We start from the raw sequence: 20,300 nt of genomic DNA, 5'->3' as shown, positions 1-20,300 counted from the left end.
CAAAAGACAGGCACAATACTGATGACTACGGGAATGACACAATTGAGGTCTCAAGGGTTTTTTACGAACTCATCAATACAGATGACTATGTAAAAATTTCCCGAGGCCGCCACCCCGGCGAAAGCCGGGGTCCAGGAATAGTTGAATTCCCTGGATTCCGGCTTTCGCCGGAATGACGTGATGCGGGTTTCAGCGTTTTTTTACGATTCCATCAATAACGAAAAGGAGGAAAGGAAATGAAGAAAAAGAATTGGAAACTGGTTTCAGGGAGTCTTGTCGTAAGATCTATGGTCATTTTCATTGGTTTCTGTTTCCTTATTCTTGCCCCGGCACAAGTCAAAGCATTTAGCACCACCATGCCGACCGTTCTGGATCCAGGGTACAAGATCCAGGTCCTCGTTCCCGGTTGCCATTTTACCGGTCTGAACGGTTTGGCCTTTGACAGCCAGGATACCCTTTATGGAGGCACCGTGGCCGGTCTGGCAACTTATCGCATCAATAAAGAAACCGGCGAGACCATGATGTTTTTACCTCCTCCCACCGGCGGCGCCGATGACCTCATTTTTGAACCGGGTGGAAGGGTTATCTGGAACGCCTTTTTTTTGGGAAAGGTCTTTGCTAAAGGTGCGGATGGAAAAACTGTCACCCTGGCCGATAATATGCCCGGGGCCAACTCCATAGCGGCCAGTAAAGACGGACGCGTTTTTGTATCCCAGGTATTCCTGGGGGATGCCCTGTGGGAGATGGACCTCTCGGGAGGGCAGAAGAACCGAAAAATTGCCGAAAAGCTCGGCGGTCTCAATGCCTTCCGGGTCGGGGCCGATGGCTACATCTATGGGCCTCTATGGTTCAAGGGACAGGTGGCCAAAGTAGATGTGCAAACCGGTAAAGTGGAGATTGTCGCCGACGGCTTCAAGGTCCCGGCAGCGGCCAAGTTTGATTCCAAGGGAAATCTTTTTGTCCTGGACACAGCCACGGGCGAGGTGGTCCAGGTGGACATCAGGACCGGTAAAAAAAAGGTGGTCGCCCAATTGGAGTCCCATCTCGACAACCTGGCCATCGATTCGAAAGACCGGATGTTTGTCAGTAATATGGGAAATAACAGTCTCTATGAGGTGGATGTGAAAACAGGAAAGGTCCGGACCGTCATAGAAGGGAAATTGGCCTGTCCTCAAGGGATCGCCGTCGCAACGGATCCCGATGGAGACACCCTTTACGTGGCGGACAATTTTACTTATAAAAGGATTGACGGATTTACCGGATCGATCAAAGATCCCAACAAGGGCGCGGCCTTCCCGAACACCGCTTCCATCCACGGGGATACTGTTTTGATGTCCGGTTGGTTCACCAATGCCGTTCAGGTCTTTGACCGTAAGACGGATAACCTGCTGTATGTTATCAGGGGATTCAAAACCCCCACCGGCACCCTGATGCTGGATGACGGGAGTATCCTGGTGGCCGAGGTCGGTACGGGAAGTATTTTGCGGGTTGCAGACAAAGAAGGCAAACAGCGGACCCCGATCGCCAAAGACCTGGCCGTTCCGACCTATCTGGCCAAAGCCGGACCTGGGGCCGTGTATGTCACCGAGTTCGGGGCCGGCCGGGTTACCAAAATCGATCTTAAAACCGGAAGCAAGAAGGTCATTGCTTCGGGACTTTCGGCCCCTAAGGGGATCGCCGTGAAACCGGACGGCAAGATACTGGTGGTTGATACCGGAACCAGACAACTCATCCAGATTGATCCGGCCACCGGAGAGGCGAAACCCTTGGTCATCAATCTGGCTGTCGGCCTTCCTGTTCCGTCCGGATTCATGCCGGCCTATATGCTGACCGGCGTCGCAGTCTCCGACTCCGGGGCCATTTATGTAACCAGCGATGTGGAAAACGCCGTCTATAAGATTTCTCCGAAGTAAACTCTCCTTAAGAGCAAGAGTGCCCGGCCCCCTGGCGGGTCAGGCCCTCTTGCAACCTGTCCCGCCTCCGGTCATAGCCGTCGAGAAGAGCACCCTTGGCACCTCGAAGCAGTGCCTGACAAAATATAATCCTTGACTCCTTTTTTGAAAAATACTAAGAATTGAATCAATTCGTCTAATCACAGGCGGCCCAACCATACGACAACCTCCTTCTAAAAGCCTGTGAGCCAAGCTTCAGCCGGGAATTTTGAGTTTCCGGATGAAAACCAATTGGCTGAATTGTATTGAAATTTCCTAATTCAATAGTATAGGAAATTCCTTCTTGGACGCAGATTGCCAAGATTTTGAATATAAAGAATAGTTATCTGCGGGTATCGGCGAAAATCAGCGTCCTCATTCAATCAGGATTTATTCAATGCCCAACCTTGACGACTGTTTGCTTAAATTTGAAGTTCCGGAGATCATCCACGGCGCCGGATCGCTGTCCGTAGTCGGGGAGTGCGCCAGGCGCCTGGGAGGTGAGCGGGTTCTTCTGGTCACTGATCCGGGGGTGATAAAGGCCGGATGGCTGGATGAGACCATCAAATACCTTGAAAAAGAGGATTTGAAATACGTTCTTTATGACAACGTGGTAAGCAACCCGCGGGATTTCCAGGTCGAAATAGGCGTCGATCTCTATCTGAAGAAAAAATGCGATGTGATTGTAGCCCTGGGCGGCGGCAGCCCCATTGATACGGCCAAAGGCATCGGCATCCTGGCCTCCAACAACGGCCGGATTTACGACTACGAAGGGTGCAACCTCATCACCCAGCCGGTTCCTCCCATGGTCTGTCTGCCCACCACGGCCGGTACCGGTGCGGATGTCAGCCAGTTTGCCATCGTTACCGATACCCGTCGGAGCATGAAAATGACCATTCTCAGCCGGGCCATCATGCCGGATATTTCCATTATCGATCCCCGGTTCCTGCTTACCCTGCCCGAAGAGCTCATTGCCAGCACCGGTATGGACGCCCTGACCCATGCCATCGAAGCTTATGTATCCTCCCTTTCCTGGCCGTTGACCGATCCCCACTCTATTCACGCGGTTAAGCTGGCCTCCGGCAATCTGGTCCGAGCCGCCCAAACCCGGGATCTCAACGCCTTAAGCGGTATGACCGTAGCCAGCCTGGAGGCCGGAATTGCTTTTTCCAATGCCATCCTGGGTGCGGTGCACGCCCTGGCTCATCCTCTGGGCGGCATGTACGACCTGCACCACGGCTTGATTAATTCGATCCTGCTTCCCGTCGTGGTCCGCCAGAATATGGAACATGCCCAGGATAAGTTCGCCAATGTAGCCAGGGCCATGGGGGTAAAATCCAGGGGGATGGACGTCAAGGATCTGGCCTCAGAGGTGCCGGAGAAAATCAGCCGGCTGATCGAAGAGCTCGGCCTGCCGGACAGGCTTTCCCAACTCGGTGTAAAAAAAGAAGATATTCCCACGCTGGCTCAAATGGCCAAGGAAGAAGTGTGCATGCTGACCAATCCCTACCACTATTCCGTGGCCGAAATCGAGAAAATTTATCGAGAGGTATGGTAAACGGGGATGCCATGAGCCCAGAATCAAAACCGATTCATGTCGACCTGAAGGGTATCGGTTTTTCCAAAATCGGTTACTTCAAGGAAGTCCGTTCCAAAATCCGGGAACTGGAAGATCTGAATATCGAGCTGGCGCGACGGCATAATCAACTGGAAGCCATTTTCAACAGCATGAGCGACTGGCTGACCATATTGGATCGGGACCTGAACATTGTCTTTGCCAATCAGGTACAAAGGAACCGGTTTCCCAAGGTCATCGGTGAAAAATGTTACCGGATCTATTACGGAAAAAGCCGGACCTGCAAAGAATGCCCGGCTCTGCGCACCCTGGAGACCGAAGAGATTTTCCACGGGGAAGTCCTCATCACCAAGGGGGTTTTTTCCGGACGCTATTATGAATGGACCACTTCCCCTATCAAGAATCCCTACGGTCACTTGAATGAAATTCTCCTCCACCGGCGGGACATCACGGAAAGAAAAAACACCGAATTTAAACTGATTCAAGCCGACCGACTGGCCGCCGTAGGCTTTTTAGCGGCCGGTATCGCCCATGAGATCAACAATCCCCTGGCTTCCATTGCCGGTTTTTCGGAAGGACTACTCAAGCGGCTGGCCAGCCTTCCGGAATGGGGAGACCCTAAAACGAGGGAATATTTCAAGGAGTATCTGGAAATTATCAATCACGAAGCCTATCGCTGTAATGATATCGTCCGGAATCTGCAGGAATTCAGCCGAATCTCCAGCGACGATTACGAGGTGGTGGGGATCGGCGATATCATCAACGATACGGTGGCCCTCATTCGGCAGCATGCCAAGGACAGCGCTATCCAAATCATCCTTAAGGATAACCTGGTTGCCGGCCTCAAAGAGGTCCTGGGAAACGAATCCCAGTTGAAACATGTATTTTTAAATCTCCTGAATTACGGCTTCAGAACCATGGAAAACGGCGGAGAGATCATCCTGTCGGCCAGAAACGAAGGAAACAGCATTGAGATCCAGATTTCAAGCACAGGGCGTCTTTCGGTACCCGGACCATCCGAACCGGGGGATGAACCTTCCTGTCCCAGCCGGCAGATAGACTCCGGAGTCGATTTTTCATTATGTTACAACATCATAAAAAACCACCAAGGTGATTTCTATTATACCGCTCAGGAAGGCAGGGGATACGTCTTTACCATCCGTTTCCCGGCGAGCCTGTCCTGAGAGACTGGTTAAATTTTCAAGGAGAGATTAAGTCATGGATCAGGGAAAAATTCTGGCCATCGATGACGAGCCGAATATCCGGCATCTGATCAGGAATGAATTTTCCCTGGAAGGCTTCAAGGTCACCACGGCCGGAAGCGGAGAAGAGGGGCTGAAATTATTCGAGGAAAATTCTTTTGATGTGGTCTTGCTGGATATCCGGCTGCCGAGAATGAACGGTATCGAAGTCCTCCGGAGGTTGAAAAAAAAGGATCCCGCTCCTGAAGTGATCATGATCACGGCTTACGGAGATATTCAAACAGCCGTGGATTCCCTTAAGTTAGGGGCCCGGGATTACCTGACCAAGCCGTTCAAACTCGATGAATTGCTTTCCATCGTCAAAAAAGCCGTCCAGGAGGTTCGGGAAAAATCTCTGTCCAAACCGGAATGGACCGGGGAAAGGCCTTCGGAAACCCCGCCTATCGTCCTTTGTCCGAGCCCGGGCATGGAAAAGGTCTACGACCTGATCGCCCGGGTGGCCAAAACCGATTACACCGTTATGCTCCAAGGGGAAACCGGTGTCGGGAAAGACGTGCTGGCCTTCCAGATCCATCAACAAAGTCTGCGCCAGGACGGGCCTTTTGTGACGGTGGATTGCGGGCTCCTTTCTCATAATCTGGCTGAAAGCGAGCTCTACGGCCACCGTAAAGGGGCTTTCTCCGGGGCCACCGAAGCCAAGCTGGGGCTGGTGGAAAAAAGCCACGCCGGCTCTCTTTTTCTGGATGAAATCGGCAACATCGACATGGAGCTGCAGAAAAAATTTCTGCGCTTTTTAGAGACCCGCCGGTTCCGGAGGATTGGTGAGGTGAAAGAACAACACATCGACACCCGCATCATCCTGGCCACCAATCTGGATCTGCAGGAAGCCATCCGCAAGGGAGACCTGCGAAGCGATCTGTTCTACCGCATGACCGAATTTGTGATACCGATCCCTCCGCTGCGGGAAAGGCCTGAAGATATTGCCATCCTGGCCAAATATTTTTTAGGCCATTATGTTAAAGACGGACAGAAAATGGATATTTCCAAAGAGGCCCTGGGGGTCTTGGCCGATTATCCCTGGCCTGGGAATATTCGGGAGTTGAAGGCCGTCATCGGCAAGGCCGCTTTATTGGCCGACTCAATGATCCGGGCCGAGGATTTTCCGGCCCAGGTGAAGGCCAGGCATTATGATACCTCACGTCAGCCCAAGACCCTGGAGGATATGGAAAAAGAACACATCATGAACGTTCTGGCCGAAACAGAAGGCAACCAGACCAGGGCCTCCGAAGTCCTGGGAATCAACCGCAAGACCCTCTACAAAAAAATCAAAACCTATAAGATATTTTCGTAAAAGAGCGGTCAGCAATCAGCTTTCAGCCTTCAGCGAAACCGAAGAGCGTTTATCAAATTGTATTGTGGCCTTTTGTCCCATTTAACCCCATGGGGGTAAAAAATAATAAAAAATTATAAATTCAAATAGTTGGATGTTGTTCTTCCCCCTCCGGGCGGGGGCTTTTTTCTCGGCTCCCTCCGGTTCCTTTCCCTTTACCGGCCCCGGCCTCCCCTCCTCAGGTTCAGGGGGGTAATTTTTTATCTATATAAAATCAATTATAAAACAGGATGTCCGCCGGTCCCTCGTTTTAACCATGGGACAGGCAGGCACGATACTTGCTTTGTCCCCGCCATATAATGTCTGCTGACCTTATTTCTTGCAGAGATAAATCCGGACCGATGAAACGATGCGAACGATCGAAGTCCTCAGCGGGTATTCCGGGGATCCGGAGAACGGCATCGATTTATCAAGTCTAAAACACCGAAAGGGGGTTGGTACGACCTTCCATCCGGCTCGATCTATCGGAAACTTTTTAATCTGGAAAATATGACCATCCACTACTTTGCAAGTAAGAAAGGAGATCAGTAATGTCCAAAAATAAATCCTCCAAGGTCTGGTTCGCGGCCTCCGGCGCGACGAACTGGACGGAAAGCACCATCTGCAAGGCCAAGGATCTTTTTTATGCCGCCGGCCTTGACCAGTGCATTGAAAAGGACGACAGCGTCGCGGTAAAGGTTCATTGCGGCGAATGGAATCGAACCGCCTGTCTGCGACCGGAATTTGTGGCCGCCATCGTGGAAGAAGTGAAGGCCTGCGGCGGTCGGCCCTTTGTCACCGACACCACCACGCTGACCTATCATCTCTATAACAACCGCTGCACCGGGCAGTTGGAACAGGAAGGCGCCAATCGTCATGGTTTGAACTGGGCCAGCCTGGGCGCGCCTTTCATCATCTCCGATGGTTTTTTCGGTGAAGACGACCTCCGGGTGGAACTGCCCGAAGGCAACATCTTAAAAGAGACCTATATCGGCCGCGGGATCTACGAAGCGGATGCCATCATTAACCTGGCCCACGCCAAGGGACATCCCATTACCGCCTATGGCGGATGCATCAAAAACTTCGGCATCGGGGCCCAGTCCAAACGGGGCAAGTACCAGACGCACCTGGCCTTTTGGGGCGATCCGGAAGAAGCCATCGGCTATCCCAAGGTCAACCGGACTTCCTGTAAGGGCACCGAGTGTCCCTTCAGCAAGATGTGCGAAGACAGTTGCCCGGATGAGGCCATCACCGTCAAACCCGATGGGGTGGTGATCGACTATGCCAAGTGCTGCCTGTGCTATTCCTGCCAGGTGACCTGTATGTTTACCGGGATGGAAGGTATCGGTTTTCGGGATGATTATTTCCCGCTGGCCCAAATCGCCATGTCGGACGCGGCCCTGGGCTGTATCAAAACCTTTAAACCGGGCAAGATCGGTTACATGGCCTATGCCTTCGACATTGCCCCGGAGTGTGACTGCTTCCCCTGGAACGGCACCTATGTGGCGCCGGATGTGGGGGTGTTCGCCTCCAAAGACCCGGTGGCCATCGATTCGGCCGTCTGCGACATGATCGACAAGGCCCCCATCGGCCCCAACTCCAGGGCCGAGGAACTGGGACTCAAACCGGGCGAAGACAAATTTAAAGCGGTCAACGCCTTTACGCCTCGAATTCAGCTCAAGGCGGCCGAGAAGATCGGCATGGGGACCATGAATTACGAATTGATCGAATATGAACCGGAGCTCAATCCGGAGAATATCGCCAAGTGGCAGATCCGCAAGATTCCGATGACCGTTACGCCCATGCGGCATGTATTCAAGAACCATCACATCGCCCGGGAGTTTCCCTTCAACCGCGAACCCCTCGACAAGTGGCTCGGGGATTGGAAAAATTTTGACCCAACCATCTAATCTTTAGGTGATAAGGGATGCGGGCGGGGTTCAGACCCTGTCCGCATCCCCGGGGATGAAACCCTTTTCAGAAAAATTTCAGTACAACAATAAAGTTCGGAGTTAAGAGTTCGGAGTTCGGAGAAAACCATTTTCATTCTTTATGGTGCCTTAAAAGGGCATGAGGGCTTAGTATGAATGTCTACTGGATTAAAGGCCGATCAGAAACCTGTGAAAAAAATCTCATCAGCAAGATCGACACCCTGCTGAGCCTGGAAGAATTGGCCTCCCTGGTGGTCCCGGAGATCAGCCTGGCCATTAAGTTTAATCTAAGCGAAATGGGCTACGGTCATTATCTTCCGCCGGTCATCTTCAGCACCTTGTTTGAAAAAACCCGGTCCCAGGGTGCCAAGCCCCTGTTGACCGACGGTTGCAGCCTTTATAAGGGCTCGCGCTTTGATGGCTACAGTTGGGTTGATGGGGCTTTACTGCAGGGGTTCAGCAGCGGAGAGACCTTTCATAACCAATTGCTGCAATCAGGGGGCTATACCAACGAAGAAGGTAAATTCTGGCCGGCCGATGGCCGGCATTTAGCCGGTATCGACATCGGCAGCTTGCTAACCGACACCGGTAATCTGATCGTTGTTTCACACATTACCGCCCATCCGCTGCTCGGGATTGCCGGCGCCCTTTACAACCTCGGACTGGGCTTTCTGACCGCTTCCGGAAAACTCAAGGTCCATGCCTGTCTGCAAATCGAGTACGAGGCCGAAAAATGTGATCACTGCGGCATTTGTCTGTCCTTTTGTCCCACCAAGGCCATGGCCGGTGAACCCGGCCGGGTAACATTCGACCCCCGGGTCTGCAACCGTTGTCTGGGGTGTTTTGTAAGCTGTCCAAGCCGGGCGATTCATATCCAGCCGGAGGGCTTGCCAATCTTTCAGGAATGTGTCATCGAGGCGGCCCAGACGGTCCTCAGCCAACTGCGGGGGAAGGCCTTCTTTATCAATTTTCTGAGTTCCGTCACCCCCCAGCCCGATGAATTCCCTTTTTCCGATATCCCGTTCGTGCCGGATCTCGGCATTATCGCATCCAGTGATCCCGTGGCTGTCGATTGGGCCACGACCCAGATGATCCTTCGGAGTCCGGGAATACCAGGATCCATCGCCCAGGACCTGAAGGTCCTGGACAAGGGGGAAGATAAAATTAAGGCCATCACCGGCCAGACCCCCGAACACCTGCTGGCCTACGCCGAGCAATCAGGACTCGGAAGCCGGACTTTTGAATTTTTTTCCGCAGGATAGCGGATAAACACCAGCCAAACCTATTTGAATGGCAATTTAAGCGCCTATTGCGCGTTTTGAATTTAAGAAATATCACTCGAAGGAGAGGTTAACCTGATGGATTCAATGGATCACCAGCCGCATCATCACCATGGCCCTATTCGCGATGCCATGGCCAAGGTCAATTATAAAATCGCCATTATCAGCGGAAAAGGCGGCGTGGGCAAGACCAGTGTGACGGTCAACCTGGCAGCCGCCGTTCGCAAGAAAGATCTGGTCGTGGGGATTTTCGATGCCGACGTCCATGGTCCGAGCGTTCCCAAGATGGTCGGCATCCGGACTGAGATGCGGGATATCCTGCACGGCTCTCACGGAATCGATCCGGTCATAACCGCCCAGGGGTTGAAGGTTATGTCTGTGGCCTTGATCTGGCCGACAGAGATGACCCCCATCATGTGGCGTGGACAATATAAGGCCCGGGTGCTCAGGCAGTTTTTGAGTTCCATCAAGTGGTATGAAATGGATTTTTTATTCGTGGACCTGCCGCCGGGGACAGGGGATGAACCGATCACCATCATGAAGTCCATACCGGACCTGGACGGCATGATCGTGGTCACCACACCCCAGGAGATCTCCACCATTGTCTGCAGCAAGGCCATTAATGCCGCCCGGGAATTGAAGGCGCCCATTCTGGGACTCATTGAAAATATGAACCACTACCAATGTCCGGATTGTGGACGGATCGAACACTTTTTTGGAAAAGACCGCGGCGAGCGGCTGGCCAAAACTTTCGAAATCCCTTTTTTAGGGGGGATCCCTCTGGATGGACAATATTCCGAAGCGGCCGACAGCGGTATACCCATTGTCTATAAAAATCCGGAGTCTTTGTCGGCCAAAGCCATGATGGGGATTGCCGACCGGCTGCTTTTGCAATTGCCGCCACGTGAAAAAGTAGTGGTGTCAGAGCGGCCCTGGGAAATGGGTCGTGATCATCATAAGCCAAAGTTACAAGGCTATCAAGAAGCCATGGAAAGGAGCAGTTAATCAATGACGGAAAAGAGCAGACCGAACGTGGTGGGTAAAGGCCCTACCTTGACTCGTGAAATGCTGGAGGTATTCCAGGCCATTCAAGCCAACTCCCAGGGATTATCCCAGGAAGCCGCTTTGCTGATCACCTCTCAATTAGGGGAACGGAGTGCTGAACTTGAAAAAATAATTAAAATGGCCTACCTGAAAACCGTTAAGGCCGGGGAAACCGCCTGGGACATGAAGGAAAAGGCCTTGGAGCTGAAGGACAGCATGACCGCTGGTGACGAGGCGAAGTCTCTGGAGATCACCAAAGATCTCACCGCTGAGTTGGACCAATTGATCCATAAGACCAAAACGTTTGTAGTCCGGATGACCTGATGAATATGGCCATGGCCGGGCCGCCATTAAGTGCAGATTTGATCGAGATCCTGAATATTTTGAAAAAAGAAGGCGGCACTTATTGTACCGGCACCTGCCACCACCGCAAACCTGGGGAGTTTCACTGCCATACCTTCGGCCGGATCCTGAATATCTCCTCCCAGGGGGTGAAGAACCGGTTAATGACGCTGCTTCGCCTGGGGCTGGTCGAGCGGGAGCGGGTGGATCGACCGGATAGCGGCCCCGTCATCCGTTTTATCATCACCCCCAGGGCTGAGGCCAGCCTGGCCCGTTATGGACTTGAATCTTCACCCGAAAGGCCTATATGATGCCCCATCCGATTCATGAACCTGTGGTTAAGGCGGCCCATCAGGCCATCGATCTCATGGACGGCTTCCTGCGGGACCGGATCGATCAGGCGACTTATTTCGACCGGTTGAAAGCGCTGGAGGTCAACAGCCTGTTAGAACGGTATCAGGATGATTTTAAACATAATCCGCAGCTGGTCTATTACCTGGATGCCTTGATGATTTTGTCTTCCTTGCAGCAGGAGCTGGATTTTCAGGTGGCTGAGTATGGCGCCAGTGTGGCCTCCGAGGATATCCGCATGCTCCAGGAACTGCTGCAAAAATTTTAAACCGGATAATTTGGAATTTGGATGATATAAACTGCTGAATGCAATGAAAGGAGCCAATGCATGAAACTGGAAGGTAAGGTGGCCATCGTCACCGGAGGAGCCAGGGGCAACGGTTTGGCGATTGCCCGCTGTCTGGCCGAAGAAGGGGCCCATATCGCCGTGGCCGACATCTGTGCCAACATGGATACCATCCCCTACGATATGTCCACTGAAGAATCAATGAACGAGGCTGTGGCCGGCCTCCAGGCTATGGGGCGCCGGGCCATGGGACTCAAGTGTGATGTCCGGCAGAGGGGCGACGTGGAAGCCATGGTGGAACAGGTGATGGAGGTCTTCGGCCGGATCGACATCCTGGTCAATAATGCCGGCAACACCTCCATGGTGGCTATAGCCGAAATGGACGAAGAAATCTGGGACGAGGTCCTGGACACCCATCTGAAGGGAACCTTTTTATGCTGCCGGTATGTTCTCCCCCATATGATTGAGCAGCATAGTGGCAACGTGGTCAGCATTTCTTCAGTGGGCGGCCAGCGCGGCTTTGGCATGGGCGGCCATTATTGTGCGGCCAAACACGGGATCATCGGTCTCAATAAATCAATAGCCATGGAGGTGGCCGATCACAATATCCGCTGCAATGTGGTCTGTCCCGGCACGGTCTGGACCCCCATGATGCAAGGAATAGCCGCTTACTTCGGACTGGAGGGGGAAGAGGCCAAGCAACAATTTTTTGCCGGCCACATGATCAAAGACCCCGAGGTCTCCCCCGAGGATATCGGCCGGGCTGTACGCTGGCTGGTGACCGACGAAGCCCGCTGCATCACCGGCAACATGATTACCGTTGATGGCGGCTGGACAGCCAAGGCGCCGTAAGAAAATGCCGTTCGGTGTTCGTCGTTCGGAGTTAGGAGTTTAGAGTTCGGAGTTCGGAGAAAATTTTTTTATGCTTCTTGGCGTCCAGGGGCATGACGGTTTAGTTCGAAAATAGCATCCGTCTTCCAAGGAGCCTATTTTCATGCTTCGTGGTGCCATGCCCCAAAAGGCGGGGCATGGCGGTTTAATACGAAAACAGCAAAGGAGAAATACCATGATCTCAGTACTGGAAATGGAAAACAAAACCATAGAAATCAGGGCCGATGAGCAGATTCAGGAACAGCCGAAGATCCTCGAGGATTTTGTTCTTGAAGAACTGGCCGTAGACGGCATTTGCGGGATATATTAGTTCGAAAATAGGGTTCCAGGATTCCAGGATTCGAGGGTTCAGCCGCTCGACCCGCTCGGCTCTGCCGAGCTTCCGAAGAGGCCCCCTTTTGGGAGCCGATTCGTCGAGCTATAGAAAAGGTTCCCCTCCGGGGAATCGCAGGGTTTTAAATTCCACGCCTTTCACTTGAATCCTTGGCCCCTGGACCCCTTGAATCCTTTTTCATGTTTCGTGGTGCCCCCTGGGGCTTTGAGGATTTAATATGGAATCCAATCGGATTTATCATTTAGAGGTCGGGGTTCAGGTGCGCCGGGAAAAATTCGGCCTTCTTTTTTATAACTACCGGGGGCCCCGGCTTTATTTTCTGGCCAGCGGAGAGTTTCTCGACGAAGGTCTTTTTGAGGGGAGAACGCGGATCAATGACTGGGCGGAAGCGCTGCAGGCCGGAAGCACCCGGCCCCGGGAATGGATCGACCGGCAGCTAAGGCAACTGATACAACTTCTGGAAGAAAAAGGTCTCATTCATGGGGAATCGGTTTGTTGAGATGGGCCTTTCGGCCCCGGTAAACGTCACCTGGGAGGTGACTTATGCCTGTAATTTGAGTTGTCTGCACTGTCTTTCCGATTCCGGGCAAAAACAACCGGGCGAGCTTTCCACGGACCAGGGGTTCGGAATCATCGATCAGTTGGCCGGACTCAAGGTTTTTCAAGTGAATATCGGGGGCGGGGAACCATTCCTGCGCCCGGATTTTTTGGACTTAATGGATTATGCCCATCAAAAAGGGATAGTCACCTGCATCAGTACCAACGGCACCTTGATCGACGAAGAGACGGCCCGGAGATTGGATCATCGGCTGGTCTATATCCAGGTCAGTCTGGATGGGGCCACGGCCTCTTCCAATGATGCTGTTCGGGGTCCGGGGAGTTTCCAGCGGGTGCTCAAGGCCCTGGACTGTTTACGCCGACGAGACATCGAGGTCAGCATCAACACGGTCCTGACCCGATACAGTTTTCCGGAATTAGACAAGCTGGTCGGCCTGGCAGCCGCTTACGGGGCTAAGCTGCGGGTCTCGCGGTTCAGACCTTCCGGCCGAGGAAAACGGTTCTGGTCCGGGCTGAATGTCACCCCTGAGCAAATGGCCGATTTCTCTCTTTGGCTGGGCCGTCACCTGGCTGTTTCCACCGGAGATTCCTTTTTTTCGGTCACCTCTGAAGAACGGCGCTCTTTAGGATTAAACATGTGCGGGGCCGGCAAGCTCACCTGTTGTCTGTCTCCCGAGGGCCAGGTTTACCCCTGTGCCTTTTTACAGGAGCTGGAGTTTCTGGCCGGAAGGCTGCCGGAGGAAGACTTCGGTTTCATTTGGGAGACCTCTGCCGTGTTTCAGTCTTTTCGTGGACTGGAAATACAATCCTGTGAAAGCTGTTACCGCTTCGACCTGTGCCACGGAGGCTGTCCGGCCATTGCCTACCACACCCAAAGAAGGCTGGGATTGCCGGACCCCGGATGTCTGGTGAACTGTGTCCAGATCAAACCTCTGATGGCCGGGACAGGATGATGAGCGGCTCAGCTTTTCAAGGCACTTATTCCCTGAAGTCCGGGGTGCGACTCCAACCGGCGGCCGAAGGGGGAATGGTTATTCAGGAAAATCCGTTGAGGCTCATCAAAGTCAATGGCCCGGCCTTTGAGATGCTAAAGAAATTGGAGCAGGGTATCTTGCAGGATCAGAATCAAGACCTCGTTAATCGGCCGGCCGAAAGGGCTTTTCTGGATAGGCTCCATCAGGCCGGCCTTCTGGAATGGGCCCCCTCTCCAGCACCTTTTTATCCCTTCGTCACTATCATCATTCCGGTCTATAACCGGGCGGCCGAGATCGCGGCCTGCCTCGAATCGTTGTCCGCCCTCCGCTATCCCCGGTCCAAACTGGAAATCATCGTGGTGGATGACGCTTCAAAGGATGATAGCGCGGCGGTGGTTAAAGGCTTCGGGGTCCAGTTGATTACCCTTTCCCGTAATCAAGGGCCGGCAGCGGCCCGCAATGCCGGCACGGCCGCGGCCCGGGGAGAAATCATCGCCTTTATCGATAGCGATTGTCTGGCCGATCCGGGGTGGTTGGAGGATCTGGTCCCCTATTTTCAAGACCCTCGGCTGGTCCTGGTGGGCGGGCGGGTGGAGGGCTTTTTTCGGGAAAGCCGGATGGACCGTTATGAAGCAGTCTGCTCGGCTCTGGATATGGGACCCCGTCCGATCATGGGTCAAGGGGAGCACTCCCCTTTTTATGTCCCCACCTGTAACTTGCTCGTCCGCAAAGAGGCCCTTAATCGGCACGGCGGGCTGGATGCAGATCTGAGAGTGGGCGAGGACGTGGATTTATGCTGGAAACTGATGGCTGCAGGACATCATCTGACCTATGTTCCCAAAGGCGTTGTCCGGCATAAACACCGCAACCGTTTTATGGCCGGGTACCGGCGCCGGTTCGATTATGGTACCTCCGAGGCCCTCTTGTATGAACGGTACCCCAAGATTTCCAAGCGATTTCCCTGGCAGGCCGGCGGACTGGGCCTCTTTCTGGCGGTTCTGACGGCCCTTTGGACGCGCTCGGTTTACTGGCTGGTCCCAGCCATCGGAATCCTGGCAGCCGAGACTATTTACCGACGGATTCGTTTAGGCGGGAAAATGGATCAAATTCCGGGCTGGGGTCTGGTTTTTGAGGCCGTAGTCAGAGGCCATTTCCACTTGATTTTTTTTCTGACTTATCATCTGATCCGCTATTACCTGCTGCTTATCCTTGTTTTATTATGGGCCTTCAGCGATTGGGCGCTGATTGGGACGGCCTTGATAGTCTTCCCGACCCTGGTAGAATACCTGCGCAAGAAACCGAGGCTCGGGTTTCCGTTTTTTGCTTTCTTCTTTTTATCCGAGCAGGCTTTTTACCAGAGCGGCGTTTTTTGGGGATGTATCAAACAGAAAAGTTTTCGGCTCTACCGGATCGTTTTTGGCCGGGTAATCCTCTTTCGCCTTGAACCGCCGGATCCCTGGCAGAACCCTTTTACCGCTAAAGCCCGTTTTTCGAAAAACGGAAACAGGAATTGGAAAAGATGAACAGACAGCAACTGAAAGATCTATTGGAAAATATCCAGGGGGGGCGGGTAAGTGTCGATACCGGTCTGGAGCGTTTAAAAAAATTGCCTTTCGAAGATCTGGGTTATGCCAAGGTGGATCACCATCGCTGTCTGCGCAATGGTGTCCCGGAAGTCATCTATTGTCAAGGTAAAACCCTGGAGCAGATTCAGGGAATAGTGGAGAGGATGGCCAAACACCACGGCAACATCCTGGCCACCCGCGCCGACCGCCTGGTCCATGAGGCTATCTTGGAAATCACCACCGACTGTCAATTTCACCCCATGGGCCGCATTGTGGTCGTCAAGCCCAGGCCGGTTATAAAATCCGGCCGGATTGCCGTGGTTTGTGCCGGCACTTCCGATATTCCCGTAGCCGAAGAAGCGGCCATTACGGCCGAAACCCTCGGCAACCGGGTCGACCGCCTGTACGACGTGGGGGTGGCCGGCCTGCACCGCCTTCTGAATTCCTGCGAAGATTTATTCAAGGCCAAGGTGGCTATCGTCATCGCCGGGATGGAAGGGGCTTTGGCCAGCGTTGTCGGCGGGCTGGTTTCCTGTCCGGTGATCGGGGTTCCGACCAGCGTGGGTTACGGGGCCAGTTTTGGGGGGGTGGCCGCCCTGCTTTCCATGCTGAACAGTTGCGCCTCGGGGGTCTCTGTGGTGAATATCGACAACGGTTTCGGAGCAGGATATCAAGCCAGCCTCATTAATCAGCTCGCGGCCGGCCAAGAGCAAAAACCTCTTGAACCTCCTGTCGGCCATAACGATCTTTCCCGGTTAACAACCCTGGACCCGGATGGAAGCCTCCTGAACAGAAAGGAGAAAATGGAAAATGAAGATCGCTTATTTTGATTGTTTTTCCGGAGCCAGCGGCGATATGATTCTGGGGGCCCTCCTGGATGCGGGATTGCCCCTGGAGTATCTACAAAATGAACTGTCCAAGCTGTCGTTGTCCCACTACGACCTTAAGGTCGTGAAGGTCGTTAAAAAAGGGTTGTCCGGCAGCCAGGCCCTGGTGACTATCGACCAGGATCATCACCATCATCATCATCGACACCTGGAAGACATTCGGGCGATCATTGAAGAAAGCCGTCTGGATCAGGCTATTAAAGACGACAGTCTGAAGATCTTTAGCCGTCTGGCCGAGGCCGAGGCCAAAGTGCACCAGACGGAGGTGGCTTCCATCCATTTTCACGAGGTAGGCGCCATGGACGCCATCATTGATGTGGTCGGTGCGGCTATCGGTATACGGGGACTGGGGATCGAGAAGATCCATTGCTCGCCACTCCATGTGGGAACAGGAACCGTGGAATGCGCTCATGGCCTTCTGCCGGTGCCGGCCCCGGCCACGGCTGAGTTGATCATCGGGAAGCCGGTTTATGCTACCGGGGTTCAAGGGGAATTGCTTACCCCGACCGGGGCCGCAATTTTGACCACCCTGGCGACCGAATTCGGGCCCATGCCGGCCATGACCGTGGAAAAGGTCGGACAGGGCGCAGGAACCGCCGATCGCTCCCTGGCCAACCTGTTGCGTCTTTTTATCGGACAAACGGCCCAGGGGTTGACCCAATACGAAGTGGAACAAACGGCGGTTATTGAAACGACCATCGATGACATGAACCCGCAGTTCTATGATTTTTTGATTGAAAGGGTTTTACAACAGGGCGCCCTGGATATTTTTTTCACTTCGGTGCAGATGAAAAAAAACCGCACCGGGGTCCTGGTGACCATCCTCTGCCGTCTCGAACAACTGCCCGGTCTGGCCGATTTTATTTTTCGGGAGACCACGACCATCGGACTGCGCTGGCGTCTGGATCAGCGTCTGCGGCTCAACCGAAAGATCCAGGAGGTCAGCACCCGCTTCGGGCGGGTCCAGTGCAAAGTGGCCCGGTTCGATAACCGGGCCGTCAACATCGCCCCGGAGTATGAGGATTGTAAACGGATCGCCCGGGAACAGCATGTGCCAATAAAAAAGGTATGGGAAGAGGCGCAATGTAAGGCCTCGGAGATGGTTCAGCAGGAAGAGCTCTAAAAAAACAGAAGTCCCAACCAGTAACTACTCAGAAAGGAGAAGAACGTATGGACAAAATCTTAAGAATCATTATGGGACCGGATGGTGAACCCCAAACGACTGTTTCATCCCTGGGGGATTACGCCGGGGCAGGCGGACGGGCCATGACATCGGCTGTCATAGCCAAGGAGGTGCCGCCGCTCTGTCATCCTCTGGGCGCGGAAAACAAGCTGGTCATCGCCCCGGGCCTGTTGAGCGGAACGACGGCCGCCATGTCCGGCCGGTTGTCCGTCGGGTGCAAGAGCCCCCTGACCGGCGGGATCAAAGAAGCCAACGCCGGGGGACAGGGCGCACAGGTACTGGCCAGGCTGGGCTATGCGGCCATTGTGTTGGAGGGAAAACCGGCGGACGATACCCTGTATCACATCTATATCAACAAGGACGGTGTCCAAGTCAATGCGGACAACGGGCTGCGTTATCTCGGCAACTATGACCTGGTGGACCGGATGAAAGGGCAATATGGTGACAAGATTACCGTCATCTCCATCGGTCCGGCCGGTGAGCGGAAAATGAGTGCGGCCTCCGTGGCGGTCACCGATATGGAACTGAGACCTACCCGTCACGCCGGCCGCGGCGGCGTGGGTGCGGTCATGGGTTCCAAGGGCGTCAAGGCCATTGTGCTCGATGACAGCGGCCTGAATATGCGGCCGCCCAAAGATCCCGAAAAATTCAAAGAAGCCAACCAGGTTTTCGTGGCCGGTCTGAAGAAGCATCCGGTCACCGGAGAAGGCCTCCCGGCCTATGGTACCAATGTGCTGACCAACGTCCTCAATGAAGCCGGTGCCTATCCGACCAAAAACTTCATGTGGGGTCGCTTTGATAATTGTTCCATGATCAGCGGCGAGACTCTGGCCGCCCTGGAAGAACAACGGGGGGGCAAGGGAAGCGCCACCCACCCCTGCCATCGGGGCTGCATCATCCGCTGCTCCGGCACCTTCTATGACAAAGACGGGGCCTTTTTAACCAAGCAGCCCGAGTATGAAACGGTCTGGGCCCACGGGGGCAACTGCGGGATCAGCGATATCGATGTCATCGCCCGGTTGGACCGGATGGACGACGATTTCGGTCTGGACACCATCGAAATGGGCGCCACCATCGGAGTGGCCATGGAGGCCGGCCTGGTACCCTTTGGGGATGCCGCGGCCGCCATCCAGTTGCTCAATGAAGTGGGGCAGGGGACGCATCTGGGGAGGATCCTGGGCAACGGCGCGGCCGTTACCGGTAAAGTCTTCGGTGTTGAACGGGTGCCGGTTGTCAAGGGTCAGGCAATGCCGGCCTATGACCCCCGGGGGGTCCAAGGGATCGGGGTGACCTATGCCACCAGTCCCATGGGGGCTGACCATACGGCCGGATATGCCGTGGCCACCAATATCCTGGGGGTGGGGGGTACGGTTGACCCCCTCAAGCCTGAAGGGCAGATCGAACTTTCCCGGAATCTGCAAATTGCCACAGCGGCTGTCGATGCCACGGGGATGTGCCTTTTCATTGCCTTTGCCGTCCTGGATCAGCCGGAGACCTTTCAGGCCCTGATCGACATGATCAATGCCTTTTATGGGTTGAACCTGACGGCCAATGATGTCGGAGAATTGGGCAAGTCGATTCTGAAGGGCGAAAGAGAGTTCAACAAGAAGGCCGGGTTTACTTCCGAACACGACCGGCTACCCCGATTTTTCAAGACCGAGATGCTTCCGCCCCACAATGTGACTTTTCAGGTCAAAGACGAAGATCTGGATACTGTTTTCAACTGGTAGACCTTTTTCCTCCGGGTCCGTTTATCGGGGAGCCCCTTTGATCGGGGCTCTCCGGTTTTATAAAATGGGAGAAGGATTCGACCGGTTTCGGAGGGCCGGGGCCAGACCTGGCACCGGCCCTTAAAATTCTTGATTTCCGACCAGGATTAACCTATTATTATCAAATATCCATACCTCCTGTGGCACACCAGCGAAAAATAAAAATATCGAATAAGGAGATGAACCATGAAGGCCCCTGAGATGGCCGATATTCGCCTATTTATCAAAACCGGGCAGATGATCCCTTTCTTTCCTATCTTGCAGCAGGGGTTCGGTGTGTTTATCGAACAAAGCCAGACCATCCGGGATATTCTCTGTGAAGTTTACGGGCTCAGCCCCAGGCAGATAGGCAATAAGATCCAGACCCTTTTTCTAAATGGAAAGCCGGTGGACGAAATGGGAGCAGCCGTAGTCAAAAATGGGGATACCCTGGCCCTTTCCGCGGCCCTGCCGGGGCTGGTGGGAGCCACCATGCGCACGGGCGGCCTGCTGGCCTGTTTTCGTAACACCATTACCTATCAGGAAATCCCGGACCGGATCAGTCATCCGGGGGGCCTTCTGACCATTAAGTTGTTCAACCTGTTGATCAAAGACCTGGGTCCCTGTTTTTTAAACCGGGGGATACTGATCTCCCTCCAGCAGATGAAAGACCTTTTTAATCGGCTGGCGGAGGAGGGCTGGCAGAGCTGCACAGGGGCTGAGATGAATCAGCAGCCTTTGGATCCGCCAGAGTTATCTTTGCGGGACTGGTCCGAAGGTCAGGGACTGGTGCGGCTTCAGGTCCTGTTCGGGTAAGGCAAGAGCAGGGCATAGACCGGAAAAGGGAA

19 protein-coding genes are annotated in these 20,300 nt (G+C 53.9%); all 19 read left to right on the top strand.

The features are described 5' to 3' along the window. The first annotated feature begins 236 nt into the window (after positions 1-236). The 19 genes from HY879_04145 to HY879_04055 all read left to right on the top strand — a co-directional run bounded on the left by HY879_04145 (position 237) and on the right by HY879_04055 (position 20,268). The gene (locus tag HY879_04145; protein MBI5602525.1) at positions 237-1,913 is read left to right on the top strand and encodes an SMP-30/gluconolactonase/LRE family protein; all 1,677 of its coding nucleotides are present in this window, start codon (positions 237-239) and stop codon (positions 1,911-1,913) included. A gap of 415 nt (positions 1,914-2,328) precedes the next feature. After that, a complete protein-coding gene (locus HY879_04140) occupies positions 2,329-3,489 on the top strand; it encodes an iron-containing alcohol dehydrogenase (GenBank protein ID MBI5602524.1) in 1,161 nt (386 codons plus the stop codon). A gap of 11 nt (positions 3,490-3,500) precedes the next feature. Then, positions 3,501-4,691 (top strand): PAS domain-containing protein, encoded by a 1,191-nt coding sequence (locus tag HY879_04135; protein MBI5602523.1) that lies wholly within the window; start codon positions 3,501-3,503, stop codon positions 4,689-4,691. Positions 4,692-4,725: 34 nt separating this feature from the next. Beyond that, positions 4,726-6,060: a sigma-54-dependent Fis family transcriptional regulator gene (locus HY879_04130; protein MBI5602522.1), complete on the top strand. Its 1,335-nt coding sequence runs from the start codon at positions 4,726-4,728 to the stop codon at positions 6,058-6,060. Between the two features lie 569 nt (positions 6,061-6,629). Further along, the gene (locus HY879_04125) at positions 6,630-7,988 is read left to right on the top strand and encodes a DUF362 domain-containing protein (GenBank protein ID MBI5602521.1); all 1,359 of its coding nucleotides are present in this window, start codon (positions 6,630-6,632) and stop codon (positions 7,986-7,988) included. Positions 7,989-8,161: 173 nt separating this feature from the next. After that, entirely contained in the window at positions 8,162-9,271 is a 1,110-nt protein-coding gene (locus HY879_04120; GenBank protein ID MBI5602520.1) for a DUF362 domain-containing protein, read from the top strand. Between the two features lie 96 nt (positions 9,272-9,367). Next, complete coding sequence (locus tag HY879_04115) at positions 9,368-10,294, top strand: Mrp/NBP35 family ATP-binding protein (GenBank protein ID MBI5602519.1); 927 nt, start codon at positions 9,368-9,370, stop codon at positions 10,292-10,294. Between the two features lie 3 nt (positions 10,295-10,297). Beyond that, positions 10,298-10,657: a hypothetical protein gene (locus tag HY879_04110; GenBank protein MBI5602518.1), complete on the top strand. Its 360-nt coding sequence runs from the start codon at positions 10,298-10,300 to the stop codon at positions 10,655-10,657. After that, positions 10,657-10,986 carry a hypothetical protein gene (locus HY879_04105; GenBank protein MBI5602517.1) on the top strand — a complete coding sequence of 110 codons (330 nt, stop codon included), beginning with the start codon at positions 10,657-10,659 and terminating at the stop codon, positions 10,984-10,986. The genes HY879_04110 and HY879_04105 overlap by 1 nt, the downstream gene beginning before the upstream one ends. After that, positions 10,983-11,294, top strand: coding sequence for a hypothetical protein (locus tag HY879_04100; protein ID MBI5602516.1), 312 nt, complete (start codon positions 10,983-10,985; stop codon positions 11,292-11,294). The genes HY879_04105 and HY879_04100 overlap by 4 nt, the downstream gene beginning before the upstream one ends. A 60-nt stretch (positions 11,295-11,354) precedes the next feature. Next, positions 11,355-12,164 (top strand): mycofactocin-coupled SDR family oxidoreductase, encoded by an 810-nt coding sequence (locus tag HY879_04095; GenBank protein ID MBI5602515.1) that lies wholly within the window; start codon positions 11,355-11,357, stop codon positions 12,162-12,164. A 232-nt stretch (positions 12,165-12,396) separates the two neighbouring features. Further along, positions 12,397-12,513, top strand: coding sequence for a mycofactocin precursor (gene mftA, locus HY879_04090; GenBank protein ID MBI5602514.1), 117 nt, complete (start codon positions 12,397-12,399; stop codon positions 12,511-12,513). A 241-nt stretch (positions 12,514-12,754) separates the two neighbouring features. Next, on the top strand, positions 12,755-13,036 hold the full coding sequence (gene mftB / locus HY879_04085; protein MBI5602513.1) for a mycofactocin biosynthesis chaperone MftB: 282 nt from the start codon (positions 12,755-12,757) through the stop codon (positions 13,034-13,036). Then, on the top strand, positions 13,017-14,048 hold the full coding sequence (gene mftC, locus HY879_04080; GenBank protein ID MBI5602512.1) for a mycofactocin radical SAM maturase: 1,032 nt from the start codon (positions 13,017-13,019) through the stop codon (positions 14,046-14,048). The genes mftB and mftC overlap by 20 nt, the downstream gene beginning before the upstream one ends. Next, a complete protein-coding gene (gene mftF, locus HY879_04075) occupies positions 13,997-15,592 on the top strand; it encodes a mycofactocin biosynthesis glycosyltransferase MftF (protein MBI5602511.1) in 1,596 nt (531 codons plus the stop codon). The genes mftC and mftF overlap by 52 nt, the downstream gene beginning before the upstream one ends. After that, entirely contained in the window at positions 15,589-16,464 is an 876-nt protein-coding gene (gene larB / locus HY879_04070) for a nickel pincer cofactor biosynthesis protein LarB (protein ID MBI5602510.1), read from the top strand. Before mftF ends, larB begins: the two co-directional genes overlap by 4 nt. Then, positions 16,445-17,644: a nickel pincer cofactor biosynthesis protein LarC gene (gene larC / locus HY879_04065; GenBank protein MBI5602509.1), complete on the top strand. Its 1,200-nt coding sequence runs from the start codon at positions 16,445-16,447 to the stop codon at positions 17,642-17,644. The genes larB and larC overlap by 20 nt, the downstream gene beginning before the upstream one ends. A 47-nt stretch (positions 17,645-17,691) precedes the next feature. Further along, positions 17,692-19,434, top strand: coding sequence for an aldehyde ferredoxin oxidoreductase (locus tag HY879_04060; protein ID MBI5602508.1), 1,743 nt, complete (start codon positions 17,692-17,694; stop codon positions 19,432-19,434). Between the two features lie 225 nt (positions 19,435-19,659). Next, a complete protein-coding gene (locus HY879_04055; GenBank protein MBI5602507.1) occupies positions 19,660-20,268 on the top strand; it encodes a hypothetical protein in 609 nt (202 codons plus the stop codon). Positions 20,269-20,300 lie beyond the last annotated feature (32 nt).

This window comes from Deltaproteobacteria bacterium (genome assembly GCA_016219225.1).
In the GTDB taxonomy this organism is placed as follows: domain Bacteria; phylum Desulfobacterota; class RBG-13-43-22; order RBG-13-43-22; family RBG-13-43-22; genus RBG-13-43-22.
Note: the sequence above shows the minus strand (reverse complement) of the source record. Positions and strands in the feature narration are given on the sequence as shown.